Genomic DNA, 15361 nt, shown 5'->3' with positions numbered 1-15361 from the left:
CAATGCCCCCAATCGAAGTGCAAAAGGAGTGAGCTTCATGTTTCAGGGCGTGCTGCGCATGCTGTTGTCGGCCGCGCTGGCGGCGGCCATTCCAGCCGCGTCGGTGGCGGGCGGATATCCCGATCGCCCCATCCGCTGGCTGGTGCCGTTCAGTGCTGGCGGCGGCAGCGATCTGGCGACGCGCATCGTGGCCCGGCATGTCGGCCAGACGCTGGGCCAGCCGGTGGTGGTCGAGAACCGGCCGGGCGCGGCCACCATCGTCGCGGCGCAGGAGGCCGCGCGCGCACAGCCGGATGGCTACACGGTGCTGACCGCCGGCATGAGCACGCTGGCGCTCAACCCGTGGCTCTACAGCGATTTGCCCTACGATCCCCAGGCCGATTTCACGCCGGTGTCCACGCTGGTGGCGCTGCCCATCGTCCTGGTGGCCGCCCCGGATGCCGGGCTGCGCACGCTGGACGACGTCAAGACGTATCTGAAGCGCAAGGAGCCGGGCAGTTATGCCTCGCTGGGCGTGGGCAGTCCGCACCATCTGGCGATGGAATTGTTCATGGAAACGATCGGGGGGCGCGCCACGGCCGTGCCGTACAAGGGGACGCCGCCGGCGCTTCAGGACGTCGCCGCTGGCGTGGTGCCGCTGATGATGGCGGACCTGGCCGCCGCGCGGCCGCTGATCCAGGCGGGCAGGCTGCATGCCATCGCGGTGCCGTCCGCCGCACGATCCGGGCAACTGGCCGAGGTGCCGACCTTTGCCGAGGCGGGCGGCCCGGTTTGCGAGGCGGCGGCCTGGCAGGGCGTGGTGGCCCCGGCCGGCACGCCGGCGCCGGTGGTGGAGACGCTGAGCCGCGCGATCCAGCAAGCCCTGGCCTCGCCGGACGTGGTCAAGCAGCTTACCTTGCAGGGCATGGAACCGGCCGGCAGCACGCCGCAGGCGTTCGAGGCATACGCGCGCCAGGAGCACGCGCGCTGGGGCGCGGTCATCCGGAGCAAGGATTTGCCGGCCCAGTGAGCGGGCGGGCGCCGCCAGAATGTTCAGTCGGGCGCCGGAATCGGCGCCTTGCGGCTACGTTGCGCCGTGGCCGCGCAGCCCGCGGACGCGATGATGATGCCGCAGATTGCCAGCCATTGCGTCTGGGACAGGTGCTCGTTAAGCACCACCACGCCGGCCAGCGCGCCCATTGCGGGCTCCATGCTGAGCAGCACGCCGAAGGTCTTTTGCGGCAGCCGCCGCAGCGCCACCATTTCCAGCGAGTAAGGCAGGGCGCTGGACAGGATGCCGACGGCCACGCCGGCCAGGATCAGTTTGGGGTCCAGCAGCGCCATGCCCGCATGCGCCGCGCCGACGGGCAGGGCCACCATCGTGGCCGCCAAGAGGCCCAGCGACGTGGCCTGGCCGCCATGCACGTTTCCGGCCATCTTGCCGAAGATGATGTACAGCGCCCAGCACACGGCAGCGCCCAGTGCGTACGCGATGCCTTGCGGATCGAGATCGTGCACGGACTGCCCGGTGGGGATCAGCAGGATCAGGCCGGCCAGCGCGCAGGCGATCCAGACGAAGTCGATGGCACGCCGCGACAGCACGACAGCCAGCGTGAGCGGCCCGGTGAATTCGATGGCGATGGCAATGCCCAGCGGCAGGGTCTTGAGCGCCATGTAGAACAGCAGGTTCATGCACGCCAGCGTCACGCCATACAGGGCGATCTTCGCAGCGTTGCGGCGCGTGAGCGGAAAGCGCCACGGCCGCCAGAAGGCCAGCAGGATGATGGCGCCGATGACGATGCGATATGCGGTGGTGCCTTGCGCGCCCACTTCGGGAAACAGCGATTTGGCAAACGACGTGCCCACGCACAAGGAGGCCATGGCGCCGATCAGCGACAGGGTGGGCAGCAGGGTGGACGTGGCGCTGGAATGTCCGTTGTTCAAGGTGGCGGCGGTCATGGAAGGCTGAGGGTGTGCAATGGCGTCGTCGGTTCAGGCGGGCGAATGGGCGGTCAGGGCTGCGGATTCATCGCCGTGGATATCAGTACGTAGATCGCCAGCCCGAACATGGTTGCGCCCAGCAGCCCCTGCTGCATGCGCAGGAACCAGGGGTTGCGCCCGACCCAGCCGCGGATGCGCGACGCGCCGTACGCAAAGCAACTGCCGTACGGCAGGCTGAGCGCCTTCATCGTGACGCCCAGCACCAGCATCTGGATCCAGACCGGTCCGTTATCCGGCGAGGTGAACTGAGGCAGGAAGGCGATCATGAAAAGCAGCACCTTCGGGTTCAGCAGATTGGTGATGAAACCCTGCCAGAAGGCGTCGCGCGCGTCGCCCGGCTGGGCCGCCAGCGACACCTCGGCGGCGTTCGCGCACCGGATCATGGCCTTGATGCCCAGGTAGCCCAGGTACAGGCCGCCCGCCGCCTTGATGCCGACGAACAGCGTGGGAAAGGTCCGCAGCACCGACGCCAGCCCCAGCACCACGGCGGGCACCTGGATGAACCCGGCCGCCACGTTGCCCAGCACGCTATGGAAGGCGGGGCGGAATCCCTGCGTCATGCCCCGCGACAGCGTAAGCGCCATGTCGGGTCCGGGCGTAAGCTTCAAGGCCGCATCGGCGGCCAGGAACAGCAGGAACAGCTGGAGTGAGGGCATTGCGGGTGCTGCGTGAAAAAACCCGCATGTGCGGGCGGAGGGCTCCCAGTGTAAGCAAGCGGCCTGAATAATTCCTGCGTCCCGCGGCCCCGAAATGAAGTTTCCCGTCGAAATCGCGAAGGATTGCATCGCCGTCCCGATTAGAATCCTCGAATAGCCTGTCCCGCGCCATCCTGGGCGCCATTTCCCCGCGTTCCGAACGCCCCATGGAACTAGACGATTTCGACCTGCAGATCCTGCAAAGCCTGCAGGAAGACAACCAACGCACCAGCCAGGACGTCGCGCAACGCGTGAACCTGTCGCCGGTATCCTGCCTGCGCCGCATGAAGCGGCTGCGCGAAGCCAAGGTGGTGACGGCGGACGTGTCCGTCGTCGATCCCGCCGCCGTGGGCCGCGGCATTACGATGGTTGTGCTGGTCTCGCTGGAAAGCGAACGCGCCGACAAACTCGACCAGTTCAAGCGCGCCATGCAGAGCGCGCCCGAAATCATGCAATGCCTGTCGGTGACGGGCGAGGTCGATTTCGTGCTGACGCTCACCATGCGCGACATGGCCGAATACGAGGTGTTCGCGCAGCGGTACTTCTGGGGCAATCCGAACGTGAAGCGGTTCTCGACGCTGGTGGTGATGAGCCGGGTGAAGAACGGATTGACGGTGCCGGTGATGGCTGGCGGGTGAACCGGCGCCGAGGCCGGCGCTAAGGTAGGTACAGCTTCAGCCCGCAGGCGGGGCATCCGGTCCGGGTTGCCTGGCCGCGAAGATCGCACGGCCCGCCTCTTCCGAAACACTGCGCAAGTGCAAGTCCCGCTGCGGAAAGGGGATCTGGATGCCCGCGTCCCGTAGCGTGTCGTACATCCGCGCCAGCATGTCGCTGCGGATCTCGATCCACCGGTCGAAGTCGTAGGTCCACGCGCGCAAGCTGAAATCCAGCGTGCTGGCGCCAAAGCCCATGAAGAGCACCATCGGCGCAGGCTCCGTGACTACGCCCGGCGTCTGCCGCGCGACGTCGTCCAGCAGCGCGAGCACCTGCCGCGGGTCGGTGCCGTAGGCCAGCCCGATGCTGATCTCGATCCTGCGGCTGCGGTCCAGCATCGTCCAGTTGGTCAGCTTGTCGGACAGCAGCGTGCCGTTCGGGACGATCACGTCGGCGCCGTCGAACGTCTTGATGCGGGTGGCGCGCATGCCGATATCCCTTACCTGGCCCGACGTGCCGCCGATCTCCACGACATCGCCGGGCTGGATCGGCCGCTCGAACATCAGGATCAGGCCCGACACAAAGTTGTTCACCACGCCCTGCAGGCCAAAGCCGATGCCCACGCCCAAGGCGCCGAACACGATGGTGAGCTGGCTGGTCTGGAAACCCGCGGCCGACAGCGCGATGCCCAATCCCAGCAGCAGCACCAGGTAGTACGACAGCGAGGCGATGCTGTTGCCGACGCCGCGCGGCAGCGACATGCGGGTCAGGACCTCGTCGTGCAGGATGAGGCGCACCGCGCGCGCGGCCCAGAAGGCAATCACGACCGAGATCGCGAAGACCAGGATGTTGCCCAGGCTGATCGAGACCTCGCCGACTTCCAGCGTGTAGGACAGGACCTGCGTCACGAAGGCGTAGGTGGCGCGCAGGACGCGGAAGCGGTCCATGGTGTAGACCGCCCAGCCCACGACCGCGGCGGCGCTGATAAGACGGATCAGCAGCAGCACCAGCGGCGGCGCATGTTCGCGCGCCAGCCGGAAGCGCGAAATGCCCTGACGGGCCAGCAGAAGCTGCAGCAGGGTGATGATGACGGTGACGCCCGCGTACAGCACCAGCCCGAAGTAGCCGCTGCCGATGATGCCGCTGGTCAGCATCTCGGACAGCGACACATTGCCGATGAGGTTCGCGCCAAGCGACACGCACAGCAGCCCCGCCGCTCCCCATGCGACGGCGCGCAAGGCGCGCACCAGCCGCTCGGAACCGGGCGGGTAAGTCTGGCGCCGTCCGCGCGCCAGCAGCCACAGAATGGCCGTCAGGGCTGCGACGGCCGCCGCCACGGTGGACAGGCGATAGAAGAGGGTGTTGGCCAGGAACAGGAAGCCCAGGCGCTCGGCAAGGAAGAGCGCGGTGATGACGCGCGGCCAATGATCCAGTTGCCGGCGGCTGGCGGGCGGAAGCAGACGCAGCACCGGCACCGCCGCCAGCACCAGGGCGATCTGCTGCACCATCAACGGCGCGTCCGGCTCCAGGGCCAGCACGCCCATCATCGACAGCAGGACCCACGTGGAGATGGGCCGCCCGAGCACACCGGCAGCGGTTTCGCTCATGACGCCGGTGCGAATGGCGTTGCGGCTCTTTCTGGCCAGCCAGATCAGCAGCGGCAGCAGCAGCAGTTGCAAAGTGTGCAGCGCGCGCTGATTGCTGGCGCCGGCGGCGCCGTAGTCGCGCGCGAAGCGGACCTCGATGTCCAGACCTTGGCGCAGAAGGGTCATGGTGTCCAGGTCGGATCTTCCGGACCAGTCCAACGCCCAGAGCGGCGGCGAATCCACCCGCAGGAGCCGCGCGTCGACGTAGCTGATCGCCTCCGTCACCTGGCGCTGGCCCGCCTTGATCTGTTCCTCGATCGCGTTGGCCCGCTGTTCCAGTTCAACCTGGCGCGACAGCGGCACGGACAGCGCCTGGCTGGCTGCCAGCAACTGCGCGATCACAACGTCGACGCGGTCGGCCAATGCCGCCGGCAGCCCCGCCGCGCCCGGCGCGTCCTTGATCGCCTGCCAGGCCGTGCGCCGGCGCAGCAGCTCGGCCGCGTCACTGGCGTACCAGGCCGTCGCCTGCCGCATGTCGGCCCGCCAGCGCGCCAGCCGCCGCACGTCGAAAACCCAATGCCGCTCCAGGCTTTCCAGCCGCATGATGGGAAAGTTGCGCAACTGGGCCGGCTGGAATTCGTAGAGCTTTTCGTCGGCGGACTTGGCGATGGCATCGAGCGGGGGCATCAGCGCGGTCAGCGGATCCGCCGTCGCCGCGCGCTGCAACACGCCCTCGGCGTACCGCAAATCCGTGTCCGCCCGCAGCGGAATCTCGGCCATCTGGATCGCGGCAGGCGGCGCGGCGGGCGCGGGCGTTTCCGCCGCAAGCGCCACGCGCGCCCATCCCAGGACCAGGCCAAACAGGCAGAAGAGGATTCGTGCGCGGGCGCGCATGTTGCGACTCCGTGGTGGGGGACGGACGTGCGGTTACTTGGGATCGACTGCGAAACGGCGGCATGTCACGATATCGCGAAATGCTGCGGGCCAGAAGGGTGATGTGGATTTCGCCATTCGCAATTCGCGAATGGCGAATGGCGCATTTGCTGCGGGCGCTGCCGGCGCGGGGTAGGTGTCGCAAGCATGTCTGGCAATTGGCGCGCCGGAAAGCAAAAACCCCGCCGCAGTAAATACCGGGCGGGGCTAAGTGCAGGAATCTTTTGGTGGCCTGGGGCGGAATCGAACCACCGACACAAGGATTTTCAATCCTCTGCTCTACCGACTGAGCTACCAGGCCAACGAAGCCCGCCACTATACACAAAATGTCGGGACAGGTGGAGGCGCACACGCCGCCACCCACAAAAAACTCAACAAAAAACCCAGCGCGAGGGCTGGGTTTTTTGTGGGAACCGAAGTCCCGAATGCTTTTGGTGGCCTGGGGCGGAATCGAACCACCGACACAAGGATTTTCAATCCTCTGCTCTACCGACTGAGCTACCAGGCCAACGAAGTCCGCAACTATACACAATTTTTCAGGCTTGTGCCAGCCGGGTCCGCGTTGTGCCACTTTTTTCTGCGCAACACGGTTTCGCTGCCCGGGCGTTACCGCAGACTGTTGGCTTCACGGCACGAAAAGGCGTCAACTGGCGTCAATCGGGGGCGGAAGTGGCCTGGGGATAACCCGCAGGAGTATAATCGTCAGCGGTTTTGTTGTTACAGCCGGATGCTTTCCCGCCTTTGACGCGAGACAAGCGGGCTGCGGCACATTGTTCTTATAGTGGCAGTTCTTAACGCTTAGCCGCGGGTGGCTTTCCGCCATCCCTCACACATGTCGGTAGCTGTCCTTGCCTTCGGTCTGAATCACACGTCCGCGCCGGTATCGGTCCGCGAGCGCGTGTCCATGCCCGTCGATCTGGTCAAGCCCGCCCTCGAAGGCTTGCGTTCGGCGTTCGGCGGCTCTGTCCGCGAAGCCGCCATCCTGTCCACCTGTAATCGCACCGAGATCTACTGCGCGGCCGACGGCCACGTGGCGGATCAGTTGCCCGCCTGGCTGGCTGAACACAACCGCCTGGACGCCGGCACGCTGCGCCCGCACCTGTATCGCCATCATCAAGACGACGCCGTGCGTCACGCCTTCCGCGTGGCGAGCGGCCTGGATTCCATGGTGCTGGGCGAAACCCAGATCGTGGGCCAGATGAAGGACGCGGTGCGTGCCGCCGGCGAAGCCGGTTCCCTGGGCACCTTGCTGCATCAGATGTTCCAGCGCACCTTCTCGGTCGCCAAGGAAGTCCGTTCGCAGACCGCCATCGGCGCCGAATCCGTGTCCATGGCCGCCGCCGCGGTGCGCCTGGCCGAGCGTGTGTTCGGCAATCTGGACCAGGCCCGCACGCTGTTCATCGGCGCGGGCGAAATGATCGAACTGTGCGCCACGCACTTTGCCGCGCAGCGTCCGCGCAGCATGGTGGTGGCCAACCGCACGGCCGAACGCGCCGAACTGCTGGCCAACCGCTTTTCGGCCAGCACGATGAAGCTGTCCGACCTGACCGAGCGGCTGTCCGAATTCGACGTCGTCGTTTCCTGTACGGCAAGCTCCCTGCCCATCCTCGGCCTGGGGATGGTGGAACGGGCCACGCGCCTGCGCCGTCACCGCCCGATGGTCATGATCGATCTGGCCGTGCCGCGCGACATCGAACCCGAAGTCGGGCGCCTGGACGACGTGTATCTGTATTCCGTCGACGATCTGGGCCGGTTGGTGCAGACTGGCACCGACGCCCGCCGCGCCGCGGTGGTGCAAGCCGAAGCCATCATCGAAACCCGCGTCCAGGGCTTCATGCACTGGATGCAATCCCGCGAAGTAGTGCCCGTCATCCGCGACCTGCACCAGGCCGCCGAAGACGTCCGCGCCGCCGAACTGGAACGCGCCCGCCGCCTGCTCGCGCGGGGCGAATCGCCCGAAGCCGTGCTCGAACAACTGGCGCACGGCCTGACGCAAAAGTATCTGCACGGCCCGCTCGCGGCACTGAACCGCAGCGAAGGCGACGACCGCAAGCAACTGCTTGCCTGGATGCCGCGCCTCTTCCCCGGCCGCGACTCCCGCCGTTAGCGGCTCTGCCCCACGCCCCGCCTCATGGCGGGCGTTCGCTTTGTGGGCGCCCGCTTTTTCTGTCTTCTCCTTGGGTCTTCCCCTCATGAAATCTTCCATGCGCAGCCGGCTGGAGCATTTGTGCCATCGCCTGATCGAGGTCGATGCCTTGCTCGCCGAACCGGAAACCGCGTCCGACATGGACCGCTTTCGCAAGCTTTCCCGCGAGCGCGCCGAACTGGAACCGGTGGTCGAAGCCTTCACCGCGTTCGCCCGCACCGAGGAAGACATTGCGACAGCGCAGGAGATGCTGTCCGAGCCCGACATGAAGGCGATGGCCGAAGAAGAGATCAAGACCGGGCGCGGCAAGCTGGAAACGCTGGAAGCGGCGCTGCAACTGCTGCTCCTGCCGCGCGACCCCAACGACGGGCGCAGCGTGTTCCTGGAAATCCGCGCGGGCACGGGGGGCGACGAGAGCGCGCTGTTCTCGGGCGACCTCTTGCGCATGTACACGCGCTACGCGGAACAGCGCGGCTGGCGCGTGGAACTGATGTCCGAAAGCCCGTCCGAGCTGGGCGGCTACAAGGAAGTGATCGCGCGCATCGACGGCGACGGCGCGTATGGACGTCTGAAGTTCGAGTCGGGGGCGCACCGCGTGCAGCGCGTGCCGGCGACCGAGGCGCAGGGCCGCATCCACACGTCGGCCTGCACGGTCGCCATCATGGCCGAAGCCGACGCCATGTCCGAGATCGTCATCAATCCCAGCGACCTGCGCATCGACACCTTCCGCGCCAGCGGCGCGGGCGGCCAGCACATCAACAAGACGGATTCGGCGGTGCGCATCACCCACTTGCCGACCGGGCTGGTGGTCGAATGCCAGGACGACCGTTCGCAGCACCGCAACAAGGACAAGGCCATGCAGGTGCTGGCCGCGCGCCTGAAGGACAAGGAAGAGCGCGAGCGCCAGAGCAAGGAAGCGGCCGAGCGCAAGAGCCTCATCGGCACGGGCGACCGCTCCGAGCGCATCCGCACCTACAACTATCCGCAGGGCCGCGTGACCGATCACCGCATCAACCTGACCCTGTACAAGCTGCAGCAGATCATGGAAGGCGACCTCGAGGAACTGACCGGCGCGCTGATCGCCGAGCACCAGGCCGAGCAGCTTGCCGCGCTGGGCGACGACATCTGAGGCCGACGCGATGCCAGGGCCCCAGATCAAGAGCCTGCTGCTGGACACGCGCCTGCCGCGCCTGGAAGTGCGCATGCTGCTGGAGCACGTGCTGGACAAGCCGCGCGCCTGGCTGCTGGCGCACGACACCGATGCGCTGGCGCCCGAGGTGGCGGCGGCGTACGAGGCCCTGGCGCTGCGCCGGCTGGCGGGCGAACCCATGGCCTACCTGCTGGGCCATCGCGAGTTCATGGGGCACCGCTTCCGGGTGACGCCCGACGTGCTGATTCCGCGGCCCGACACGGAAGTGCTGGTCGAAACCGCGCTGGAATGCATCGATGGCGTCACCGGGCCTATGGTGCTGGACCTGGGCACGGGCAGCGGCGCGATCGCGGTGTCGATCGCGCTGGCGCGGCGCGACGCGCGCGTGATGGCGTCGGACGTCAGCGCGGCCGCGCTGGCCGTGGCTGCCGCGAACGCGTGGGAGTTGACCGCTGCCGTGCGCTTTGCCGAAGGCAGCTGGTACGAGGCCGTGCCCGCCGGCGAGGGCTTTGACCTGATCGTCTCCAATCCGCCCTACGTGGCCAGCGACGATCCGCATTTGGACCAAGGCGACCTGCGCTTTGAGCCGCGCGGCGCGCTGACCGATGGCGCGGGCGGGCTGGAGGATCTGGCGCGCATTGTCGAAGGCGCCGGCGCCCACCTGAAACCCGGCGGCTCGCTCTGGATGGAACACGGCTGGGATCAGGCGGAGCAGGTACGCGACATGCTGCGCCAGGCCGGATTTGCAGACGTGCACAGCCGTCAGGATCTGGCGGGGATCCAGCGGATCTCGGGCGGGCGTTTGCTGGTCGCAGGTGTTTGACACGTGTTGTTGCGTTTGCCCCGGATATACCGGCCCCGTGCCGGGGTAATCGGGCGGTTTTCCCGGGTGTACCTATAATTGAGCAATTCCGTTTTGCCAGTCCAAGAGACCACCATGAGCGACGTTCAAGAATTCATCCGTGAAACCGTTACCCAGCACCCGGTCGTGCTGTTCATGAAAGGCACCGCCCAGTTCCCGCAATGCGGGTTCTCCGGCAAGGCCATTCAAATCCTGAAAGGCTGTGGCGTGAAGAAGCTCGTCACGGTCAATGTGCTGGAGGACGACGAAGTCCGCCAGGGCATCAAGGAATTCTCCAGCTGGCCCACCATTCCGCAGCTGTACGTGTCCGGCGAGTTCATCGGCGGCTCGGACATCATGAATGAGATGAACGAGTCCGGCGAACTGAAGACGCTGCTGGAGCAATCCGGCGCCACGGCCTGACGCATCATGCGGCGGCTCGTCGTCGGCATCACGGGCGCTACCGGCGCGCTCTATGCGGTGCGCATGCTGCAGGCGCTGCGCAACGTCGAAGACGTCGAGACGCACCTGGTGGTGTCCGCCTCTGGCGTGCTGAACATCAAGCATGAGCTCGATGTCAGCCGCCACGACGTCTATGCGCTGGCCGATCACGTGCACAGCGTGCGCGACGTGGGCGCCACGCTGGCCAGCGGCGCTTTCCAGACCGCGGGCATGGTGATCGTGCCGTGCTCCATGCGCACGCTGGCGGCCGTGGCCCACGGCCTGTCCGACAACCTGATCACCCGCGCCGCGGACGTCACGCTGAAAGAGCGCCGCCGCCTTGTGATGATGGTGCGCGAGACGCCGTTCAATCTGGCTCACCTGCGCAACATGACGGCGGTGACCGAAATGGGCGGCATCGTGTTTCCGCCGCTGCCGGCGTTCTATCACCGGCCCGCGTCCATCGAAGAGATGGTGGATCACACCGTGGCGCGCGTGCTGGAATTGTTCGACATCGTCGTGCCCGGGCCGCATTGGGAAGGCACGTAGGCGCTAGCCTCCCGTCCTGCCCAAGCCGGCAAGCCACGTAGGCGCTAGCCATCCCATTCGCAAAGGCACGCGGGCGCAAAGCCACCCGCGCCGTCCCGTCCCGGCAAGCCCCGCCGGCGCTACTCCACCAAGCCCAGCCCGTTCAACGCCGCCAGGTTTTCCGGCCATTTGCGCGCGCGCGCGTTCTGCAGTTCGATGCGCGCCCAGGCCATCCATCCGGCCCATTCGATGCGCTTGTCCCACGCCGTGCCCCAGGCCTGCAGCGCGGCCAGGCCGGCGGCAGCATGCTGTTCCGCGGCCTCGAAATCTCCTGACGTCAACGCCAGTTGCGCCAGCAGCAGGCGCGGTTCGCCGACCCACGGGTTGTGTTCCACCGCGGCTTCCAGCATGTGGCGGGCACTGTCCATTTCGGTCAGGGGATGCATGCGCGTGATGACCTGCCAGTACAACGCGCTGGCCGCCGCTTCGTCGCGCGGGCTGAGCGTGGCGCGGCAATTGTCGAAGGCGGGCGGCAGCGGAATGCCGGTGTCCTGCGGCATGCGCGACAGCGGCGCCAGCAGATGCGACAGCATCGACAGGATGTTCGACGGCGGCTTGAGCGGGCCGGGCCACAGCGACGAGGCCCAGTTCGTCTTCAGGTCGCGGCGCTGCTGCTGCGGATAGCAGGCAAAGATCTCGTCCTGCCAGCTATGCCATTGCTCGCCCATGTCGGCGGCGGACACGACCGTGAATGCGGCGACCTGGCGCGGCGTGAACGTGAACACCTGCCCGTCGGCGCCTTCCAGCGTCAGGCCTTCCGGTCCCGTGCCCTGGCCCTGCAGGATGGCCTGCACGAATCGCGTGCGCGGCATGGCGCAAAAGAGGCTGACCCATTCTTCGGCTTCGGCGCCGAGCACATCGCGCAACGTGTTGCGCTCGCGTTCACGGTCAAAGAGCGTGAGGTCCACGTATTCGTTGCCGTACACGCTGTGAAACAGGCCCAGCAAGCGAACCTCGCGCGGCTGGTTCCACAGCGCCAGCGTGCGGTAGACGCCCAGCAGGTGATGCTTGAACGTGCCGGCCTTGTGCCAGTCTTCGCCGGCGCTGCGCGCAAACAGCAGGTCGAGCAGGGCGGGCAGGTCGGCGTCGACGGCGGCGTAATGGTCAGCCAGCAGCGCGCGCGCATGCGGATGGAGTTCGGTAGTCGTGGACATGGAGGCGGGTGGGTTGATGAAAGCAGGCTCTATTGTGTCCCCATGCGCCGGCGCTGTCATCGCGGTGTTTATATCTAAATCCACATATAAATATGAATATTCATCGCTTCCGGTTTTGAGGCGGCGTCTCTAGAATCCGGGGTCTCCTTACGACTACCTCTAGAGATCACCCATGCGCCTTCGTCATTCCCTGGCCGTTCTTGCCACCCTTATCGGTTTTGCCGGCACCTCGGCGATGGCGCAGGACGCCGAGCTGAAGGTGGGTGTCACCGTCGGCCCGCACGCGCAGATCGGTGAAGTCGTGCAGCAGGTGGCCGCCAAGGAAGGCCTGAAGGTCAAGCTGATCGAATTCAGCGACTTCATCCAGCCCAATGCCGCGCTGGACGCCAAGGAGCTGGACGTGAACATCTACCAGCACAAGCCTTTCCTGGAATCGCAGAACAAGGCGCGCGGCTACAAGCTGGTGCCGGTGGCGACGGCCGTCGTGCAGCAGATGGGCATCTACTCCAAGCGCGTGAAGTCGCTGGACGATCTGCCGCAGGGCGGCAAGGTGGCCATTCCGAACGATCCGACCAACGGCGCCCGCGCGCTGCTGGTGCTGCAGGCCGCCAAGCTGATCAAGCTGAAGGACGGCGTGACGGTGTCGGCGTCGATCTTCGACATCGCCGAGAACCCCAAGAACCTGAAGTTCGTCGAGATCGAGGCCGCGCAGCTGCCGCACTCGCTCAAGGACGTGGATGCCGCCGCCGTGAATTCCGCCTACGCCATCCCCGCCGGCCTGTCGCCCGCCAAGGACGCGCTGGCGCTGGAAAGCAAGGACGCACCGTTTGCGGCCGTCGTGATCGCCGCGCGCGAGGACAACAAGAACGATCCGCGCATCGCGCGCTTCATCAAGGCCTACCAGTCCGACGAAGTGAAGGCTTTCGTGGCCAAGCAGTTCCCCGGCGCCTATACGACCTCCTGGTAAGCCGTCCCGCCACGTTCATACGGCCGGGCGCGCGCGCGTCCGGCCTCGCGCCGTCTGGCGTTCGTCAGCCGCGGCCTCCCCGCGCGACAGCCACATGCGCGCCTCGTTCGCCAAGCCTTCCTGCAGCACCTGCGCCGGCGCGCTCATCGCGCGGTCGCGCGACCACACCACCGCCAGCACCGGGTCTTCCAGCGCCAAGAGGCGCCGCGCGGCCAGGCCCTGCCGTTCGGCGTAATGCGCGCCCAGGCTTTCCACGATGGCCACCCCCAGGCCTTGCGCGGCCAGCGCGCACGCCGCCGATGATTGCGCCGCCTCGATGATGGGGCGATACGGCAGGCCGCGTGCCTCCAGCGCCTGACGCGTCGCGCGCCCGGCGGGCAGGGCGGGCGCCAGCACGATCGGGCCGGCTTCGGCGACCTCGTCCAGCGTCAACGTGGCCTTTCTGGCCCAGGGATGGTCCTTCGGCATGACCGCATGCAGCCCCAGCGGCGCCAGCCGCTGGCTGGACACGCGGTCGATGTCCGGCGGCGAACCGATGATGATGCCCAGGTCGATGCGATGGTCCACCGCCATCTCGATGATTTCCAGGGCGGTGCCGGCGCGCACGGTCACGGCCACGGACGGATGGGCGCGGCGCACGCCGGCCAGAGCCGGGGGCAGCAGACTGGACGCTGCAATGGCGACGGCAGCGACATCCAGCCGCGCCAGCGCGCCCTGGCGGATGTCGACGGCCAGCCGGTCCACGGCCTCGATGCCCGCCAGCGCATTGAGGACTTCCGGGATGAGCGCGCGGCCCTGGCTGGTCAGGTGCAGCCTCCGGTTCTCGCGGCTGAAGAGCGCAAAGCCCAGCCGCGTTTCCATGTCGCGCAAGAGCGCGCTGGCGGCGGGCTGCGTCATGTTGACCGATGCCGCTGCGGCGGTGACGGTGTCGTGCCGGTACATGGCGCGCAGCAGCAGGAGTTCTCGCCGGTTGAACATACGAAATCCATATGGAAATAGTCAATTCATCTATTTGACCATATGAACCAGCGGCCGCCAGAATAGCCCATCGCATTTTGCATCCCGACCTCCACGCCGCCATGCCCGCCAACACCATCGTTTCCGTCACCTGCATTCCCTTGCGCCTGCCGTTTCATCACTGGAGCCCGTCGCCGCTGTTCGCCGGCCGGCCGCGCGACAAGCTCGACAGCGCGCTGGTGCGCGTGCAGACGGAAGACGGCACGGTGGCGTGGGGCGAGTCGTACTGCGTGGAGCCGCGCGCCTTGCCCGCCATCTTCGAGACGCTGATCGCCCCGCTGGCCTGCGGGCGGGACGCGGACGACGACACCTTGCTGCCGGGCATGCAGCGCACGCTGCACAACCTGGGGCGGTCCGGCCCCGTGGTGCACGCGCTGGCCGGGCTGGACATCGCGCTGTGGGACCTGCGCGCCAAGCGCGCGGGCGTGCCGTTGTACGAACTGCTGGGCGGGAAGCGCCGCGAACGGGTACGTGTGTACGCGTCGTTGCTTCAGTACTACGGCAACGCCGAGCGCCTGGACGCGGTGACCACGCGCGCGCTGAACGAAGGCTATACCGAGATCAAGCTGCACGAGCGCACGGCCGATGCGCTGGCTGCCGTGCGCCGCAGCACGGGGCCGGGCGTGCCGATCATGGTGGACACGAACTGCGCCTGGCTGCCCGGCGAAGCCGAAGCTGCCATCGAGGCGATGCGCCCGCACGATCCTTTCTGGATCGAGGAACCCTTGTGGCCGCCGGAAGACGACCGCGCGCTGGCCCGCTTGAAAGATGCCTGCGGCATTCCGCTGGCGGTGGGCGAGAACGCCGCCAGCGCAACCGACCTGGAGCGCGTGGTGGACACGGAAGCGGCGCAGTACGTGCAGCCCAGCGTCATCAAGCTGGGTCTGACCGCCGCGTGGCGGATCGCGCAAAAGTGCGCGGACACGCGCGTCGTGTGCGCGCCGCAGGTGGCGTTCTTCGGTCCTGGATACCTTGCCAGCCTGCACCTGATCGCCGCGCAACAGGCCGAGGTATCCCTGGAACGCCTGTACGTCGAACTGGCGCACGTGCCTTACGGGCGCAGCGTGCCCATCAAGGACGGCTGGGTCGACGTGCCGGACGCGCCGGGATTGGGCGCGGACCCGGAGGCGGAACTTGCCCAGGGCCGCTACAGCAGCTGAACCACACGCATCCGCACCCACGCATCAGATTCGAAAGACACACCGAAAT

General features: G+C 67.0%; 14 protein-coding genes and 2 tRNA genes. 9 read left to right on the top strand and 7 right to left on the bottom strand.

Annotation, left to right across the window (positions count from 1 at the left end; genetic code table 11):
- Positions 1 to 37: 37 nt before the first annotated feature.
- Positions 38 to 1009: a Bug family tripartite tricarboxylate transporter substrate binding protein gene (locus tag HV786_RS13095; RefSeq protein WP_175211046.1), complete on the top strand. Its 972-nt coding sequence runs from the start codon at positions 38 to 40 to the stop codon at positions 1007 to 1009.
- Between the two features lie 23 nt (positions 1010 to 1032).
- Here the strand turns inward: HV786_RS13095 and HV786_RS13090 are convergent, their stop codons facing one another.
- Together HV786_RS13090 and HV786_RS13085 are read right to left on the bottom strand one after the other, a co-directional pair.
- Positions 1033 to 1938, bottom strand: a complete 906-nt coding sequence (locus HV786_RS13090; RefSeq protein ID WP_128829509.1) for an EamA family transporter — start codon at positions 1936 to 1938, stop codon at positions 1033 to 1035.
- A 53-nt stretch (positions 1939 to 1991) separates the two neighbouring features.
- On the bottom strand, positions 1992 to 2636 hold the full coding sequence (locus tag HV786_RS13085; protein WP_128829508.1) for a LysE family translocator: 645 nt from the start codon (positions 2634 to 2636) through the stop codon (positions 1992 to 1994).
- A 206-nt stretch (positions 2637 to 2842) separates the two neighbouring features.
- Between HV786_RS13085 and HV786_RS13080 the strand changes: the two genes are divergently transcribed.
- Positions 2843 to 3313: an Lrp/AsnC family transcriptional regulator gene (locus tag HV786_RS13080; protein ID WP_128829507.1), complete on the top strand. Its 471-nt coding sequence runs from the start codon at positions 2843 to 2845 to the stop codon at positions 3311 to 3313.
- A gap of 36 nt (positions 3314 to 3349) precedes the next feature.
- Here the strand turns inward: HV786_RS13080 and HV786_RS13075 are convergent, their stop codons facing one another.
- The 3 genes from HV786_RS13075 to HV786_RS13065 form a co-directional block, all read right to left on the bottom strand.
- A complete protein-coding gene (locus HV786_RS13075; protein WP_175211044.1) occupies positions 3350 to 5809 on the bottom strand; it encodes a mechanosensitive ion channel family protein in 2460 nt (819 codons plus the stop codon).
- A 264-nt stretch (positions 5810 to 6073) separates the two neighbouring features.
- A tRNA-Phe gene (locus HV786_RS13070) sits at positions 6074 to 6149 on the bottom strand.
- Positions 6150 to 6280: 131 nt separating this feature from the next.
- Positions 6281 to 6356 (bottom strand) — tRNA-Phe (locus HV786_RS13065).
- 324 nt (positions 6357 to 6680) lie between these two features.
- On the opposite strand from HV786_RS13065, the gene hemA reads away from it, so the two are divergent.
- The 5 genes from hemA (at position 6681) to HV786_RS13040 (ending at position 10975) form a co-directional block, all read left to right on the top strand.
- On the top strand, positions 6681 to 7955 hold the full coding sequence (hemA, locus tag HV786_RS13060) for a glutamyl-tRNA reductase (RefSeq protein WP_056319920.1): 1275 nt from the start codon (positions 6681 to 6683) through the stop codon (positions 7953 to 7955).
- Positions 7956 to 8040: 85 nt separating this feature from the next.
- Complete coding sequence (prfA, locus tag HV786_RS13055; RefSeq protein ID WP_056319917.1) at positions 8041 to 9123, top strand: peptide chain release factor 1; 1083 nt, start codon at positions 8041 to 8043, stop codon at positions 9121 to 9123.
- Positions 9124 to 9133: 10 nt separating this feature from the next.
- Positions 9134 to 9967: a peptide chain release factor N(5)-glutamine methyltransferase gene (gene prmC / locus HV786_RS13050; protein WP_128829105.1), complete on the top strand. Its 834-nt coding sequence runs from the start codon at positions 9134 to 9136 to the stop codon at positions 9965 to 9967.
- Positions 9968 to 10081: 114 nt separating this feature from the next.
- Positions 10082 to 10408: a Grx4 family monothiol glutaredoxin gene (gene grxD, locus HV786_RS13045; protein WP_056319914.1), complete on the top strand. Its 327-nt coding sequence runs from the start codon at positions 10082 to 10084 to the stop codon at positions 10406 to 10408.
- Between the two features lie 6 nt (positions 10409 to 10414).
- On the top strand, positions 10415 to 10975 hold the full coding sequence (locus HV786_RS13040; protein WP_056319911.1) for a UbiX family flavin prenyltransferase: 561 nt from the start codon (positions 10415 to 10417) through the stop codon (positions 10973 to 10975).
- 119 nt (positions 10976 to 11094) lie between these two features.
- On the opposite strand, the gene HV786_RS13035 is transcribed toward HV786_RS13040, so the two are convergent.
- Positions 11095 to 12168, bottom strand: a complete 1074-nt coding sequence (locus tag HV786_RS13035; protein WP_056319909.1) for a tetratricopeptide repeat protein — start codon at positions 12166 to 12168, stop codon at positions 11095 to 11097.
- 172 nt (positions 12169 to 12340) lie between these two features.
- Here HV786_RS13035 and HV786_RS13030 point away from each other — a divergent pair, with 172 nt between their 5' ends.
- A complete protein-coding gene (locus HV786_RS13030; RefSeq protein ID WP_128829104.1) occupies positions 12341 to 13135 on the top strand; it encodes a MetQ/NlpA family ABC transporter substrate-binding protein in 795 nt (264 codons plus the stop codon).
- 15 nt (positions 13136 to 13150) lie between these two features.
- On the opposite strand, the gene HV786_RS13025 is transcribed toward HV786_RS13030, so the two are convergent.
- On the bottom strand, positions 13151 to 14113 hold the full coding sequence (locus HV786_RS13025; protein ID WP_175211042.1) for a LysR family transcriptional regulator: 963 nt from the start codon (positions 14111 to 14113) through the stop codon (positions 13151 to 13153).
- Between the two features lie 101 nt (positions 14114 to 14214).
- Here HV786_RS13025 and HV786_RS13020 point away from each other — a divergent pair, with 101 nt between their 5' ends.
- Positions 14215 to 15312: a mandelate racemase/muconate lactonizing enzyme family protein gene (locus HV786_RS13020; protein ID WP_128829505.1), complete on the top strand. Its 1098-nt coding sequence runs from the start codon at positions 14215 to 14217 to the stop codon at positions 15310 to 15312.
- Positions 15313 to 15361 lie beyond the last annotated feature (49 nt).

It is taken from the genome of Achromobacter mucicolens, assembly GCF_902859725.1.
Classification (GTDB): domain Bacteria; phylum Pseudomonadota; class Gammaproteobacteria; order Burkholderiales; family Burkholderiaceae_B; genus Achromobacter; species Achromobacter mucicolens.
The sequence above is the reverse complement of the archived record's forward strand: the minus strand, read 5'-3'. Positions and strand labels throughout refer to the sequence as shown.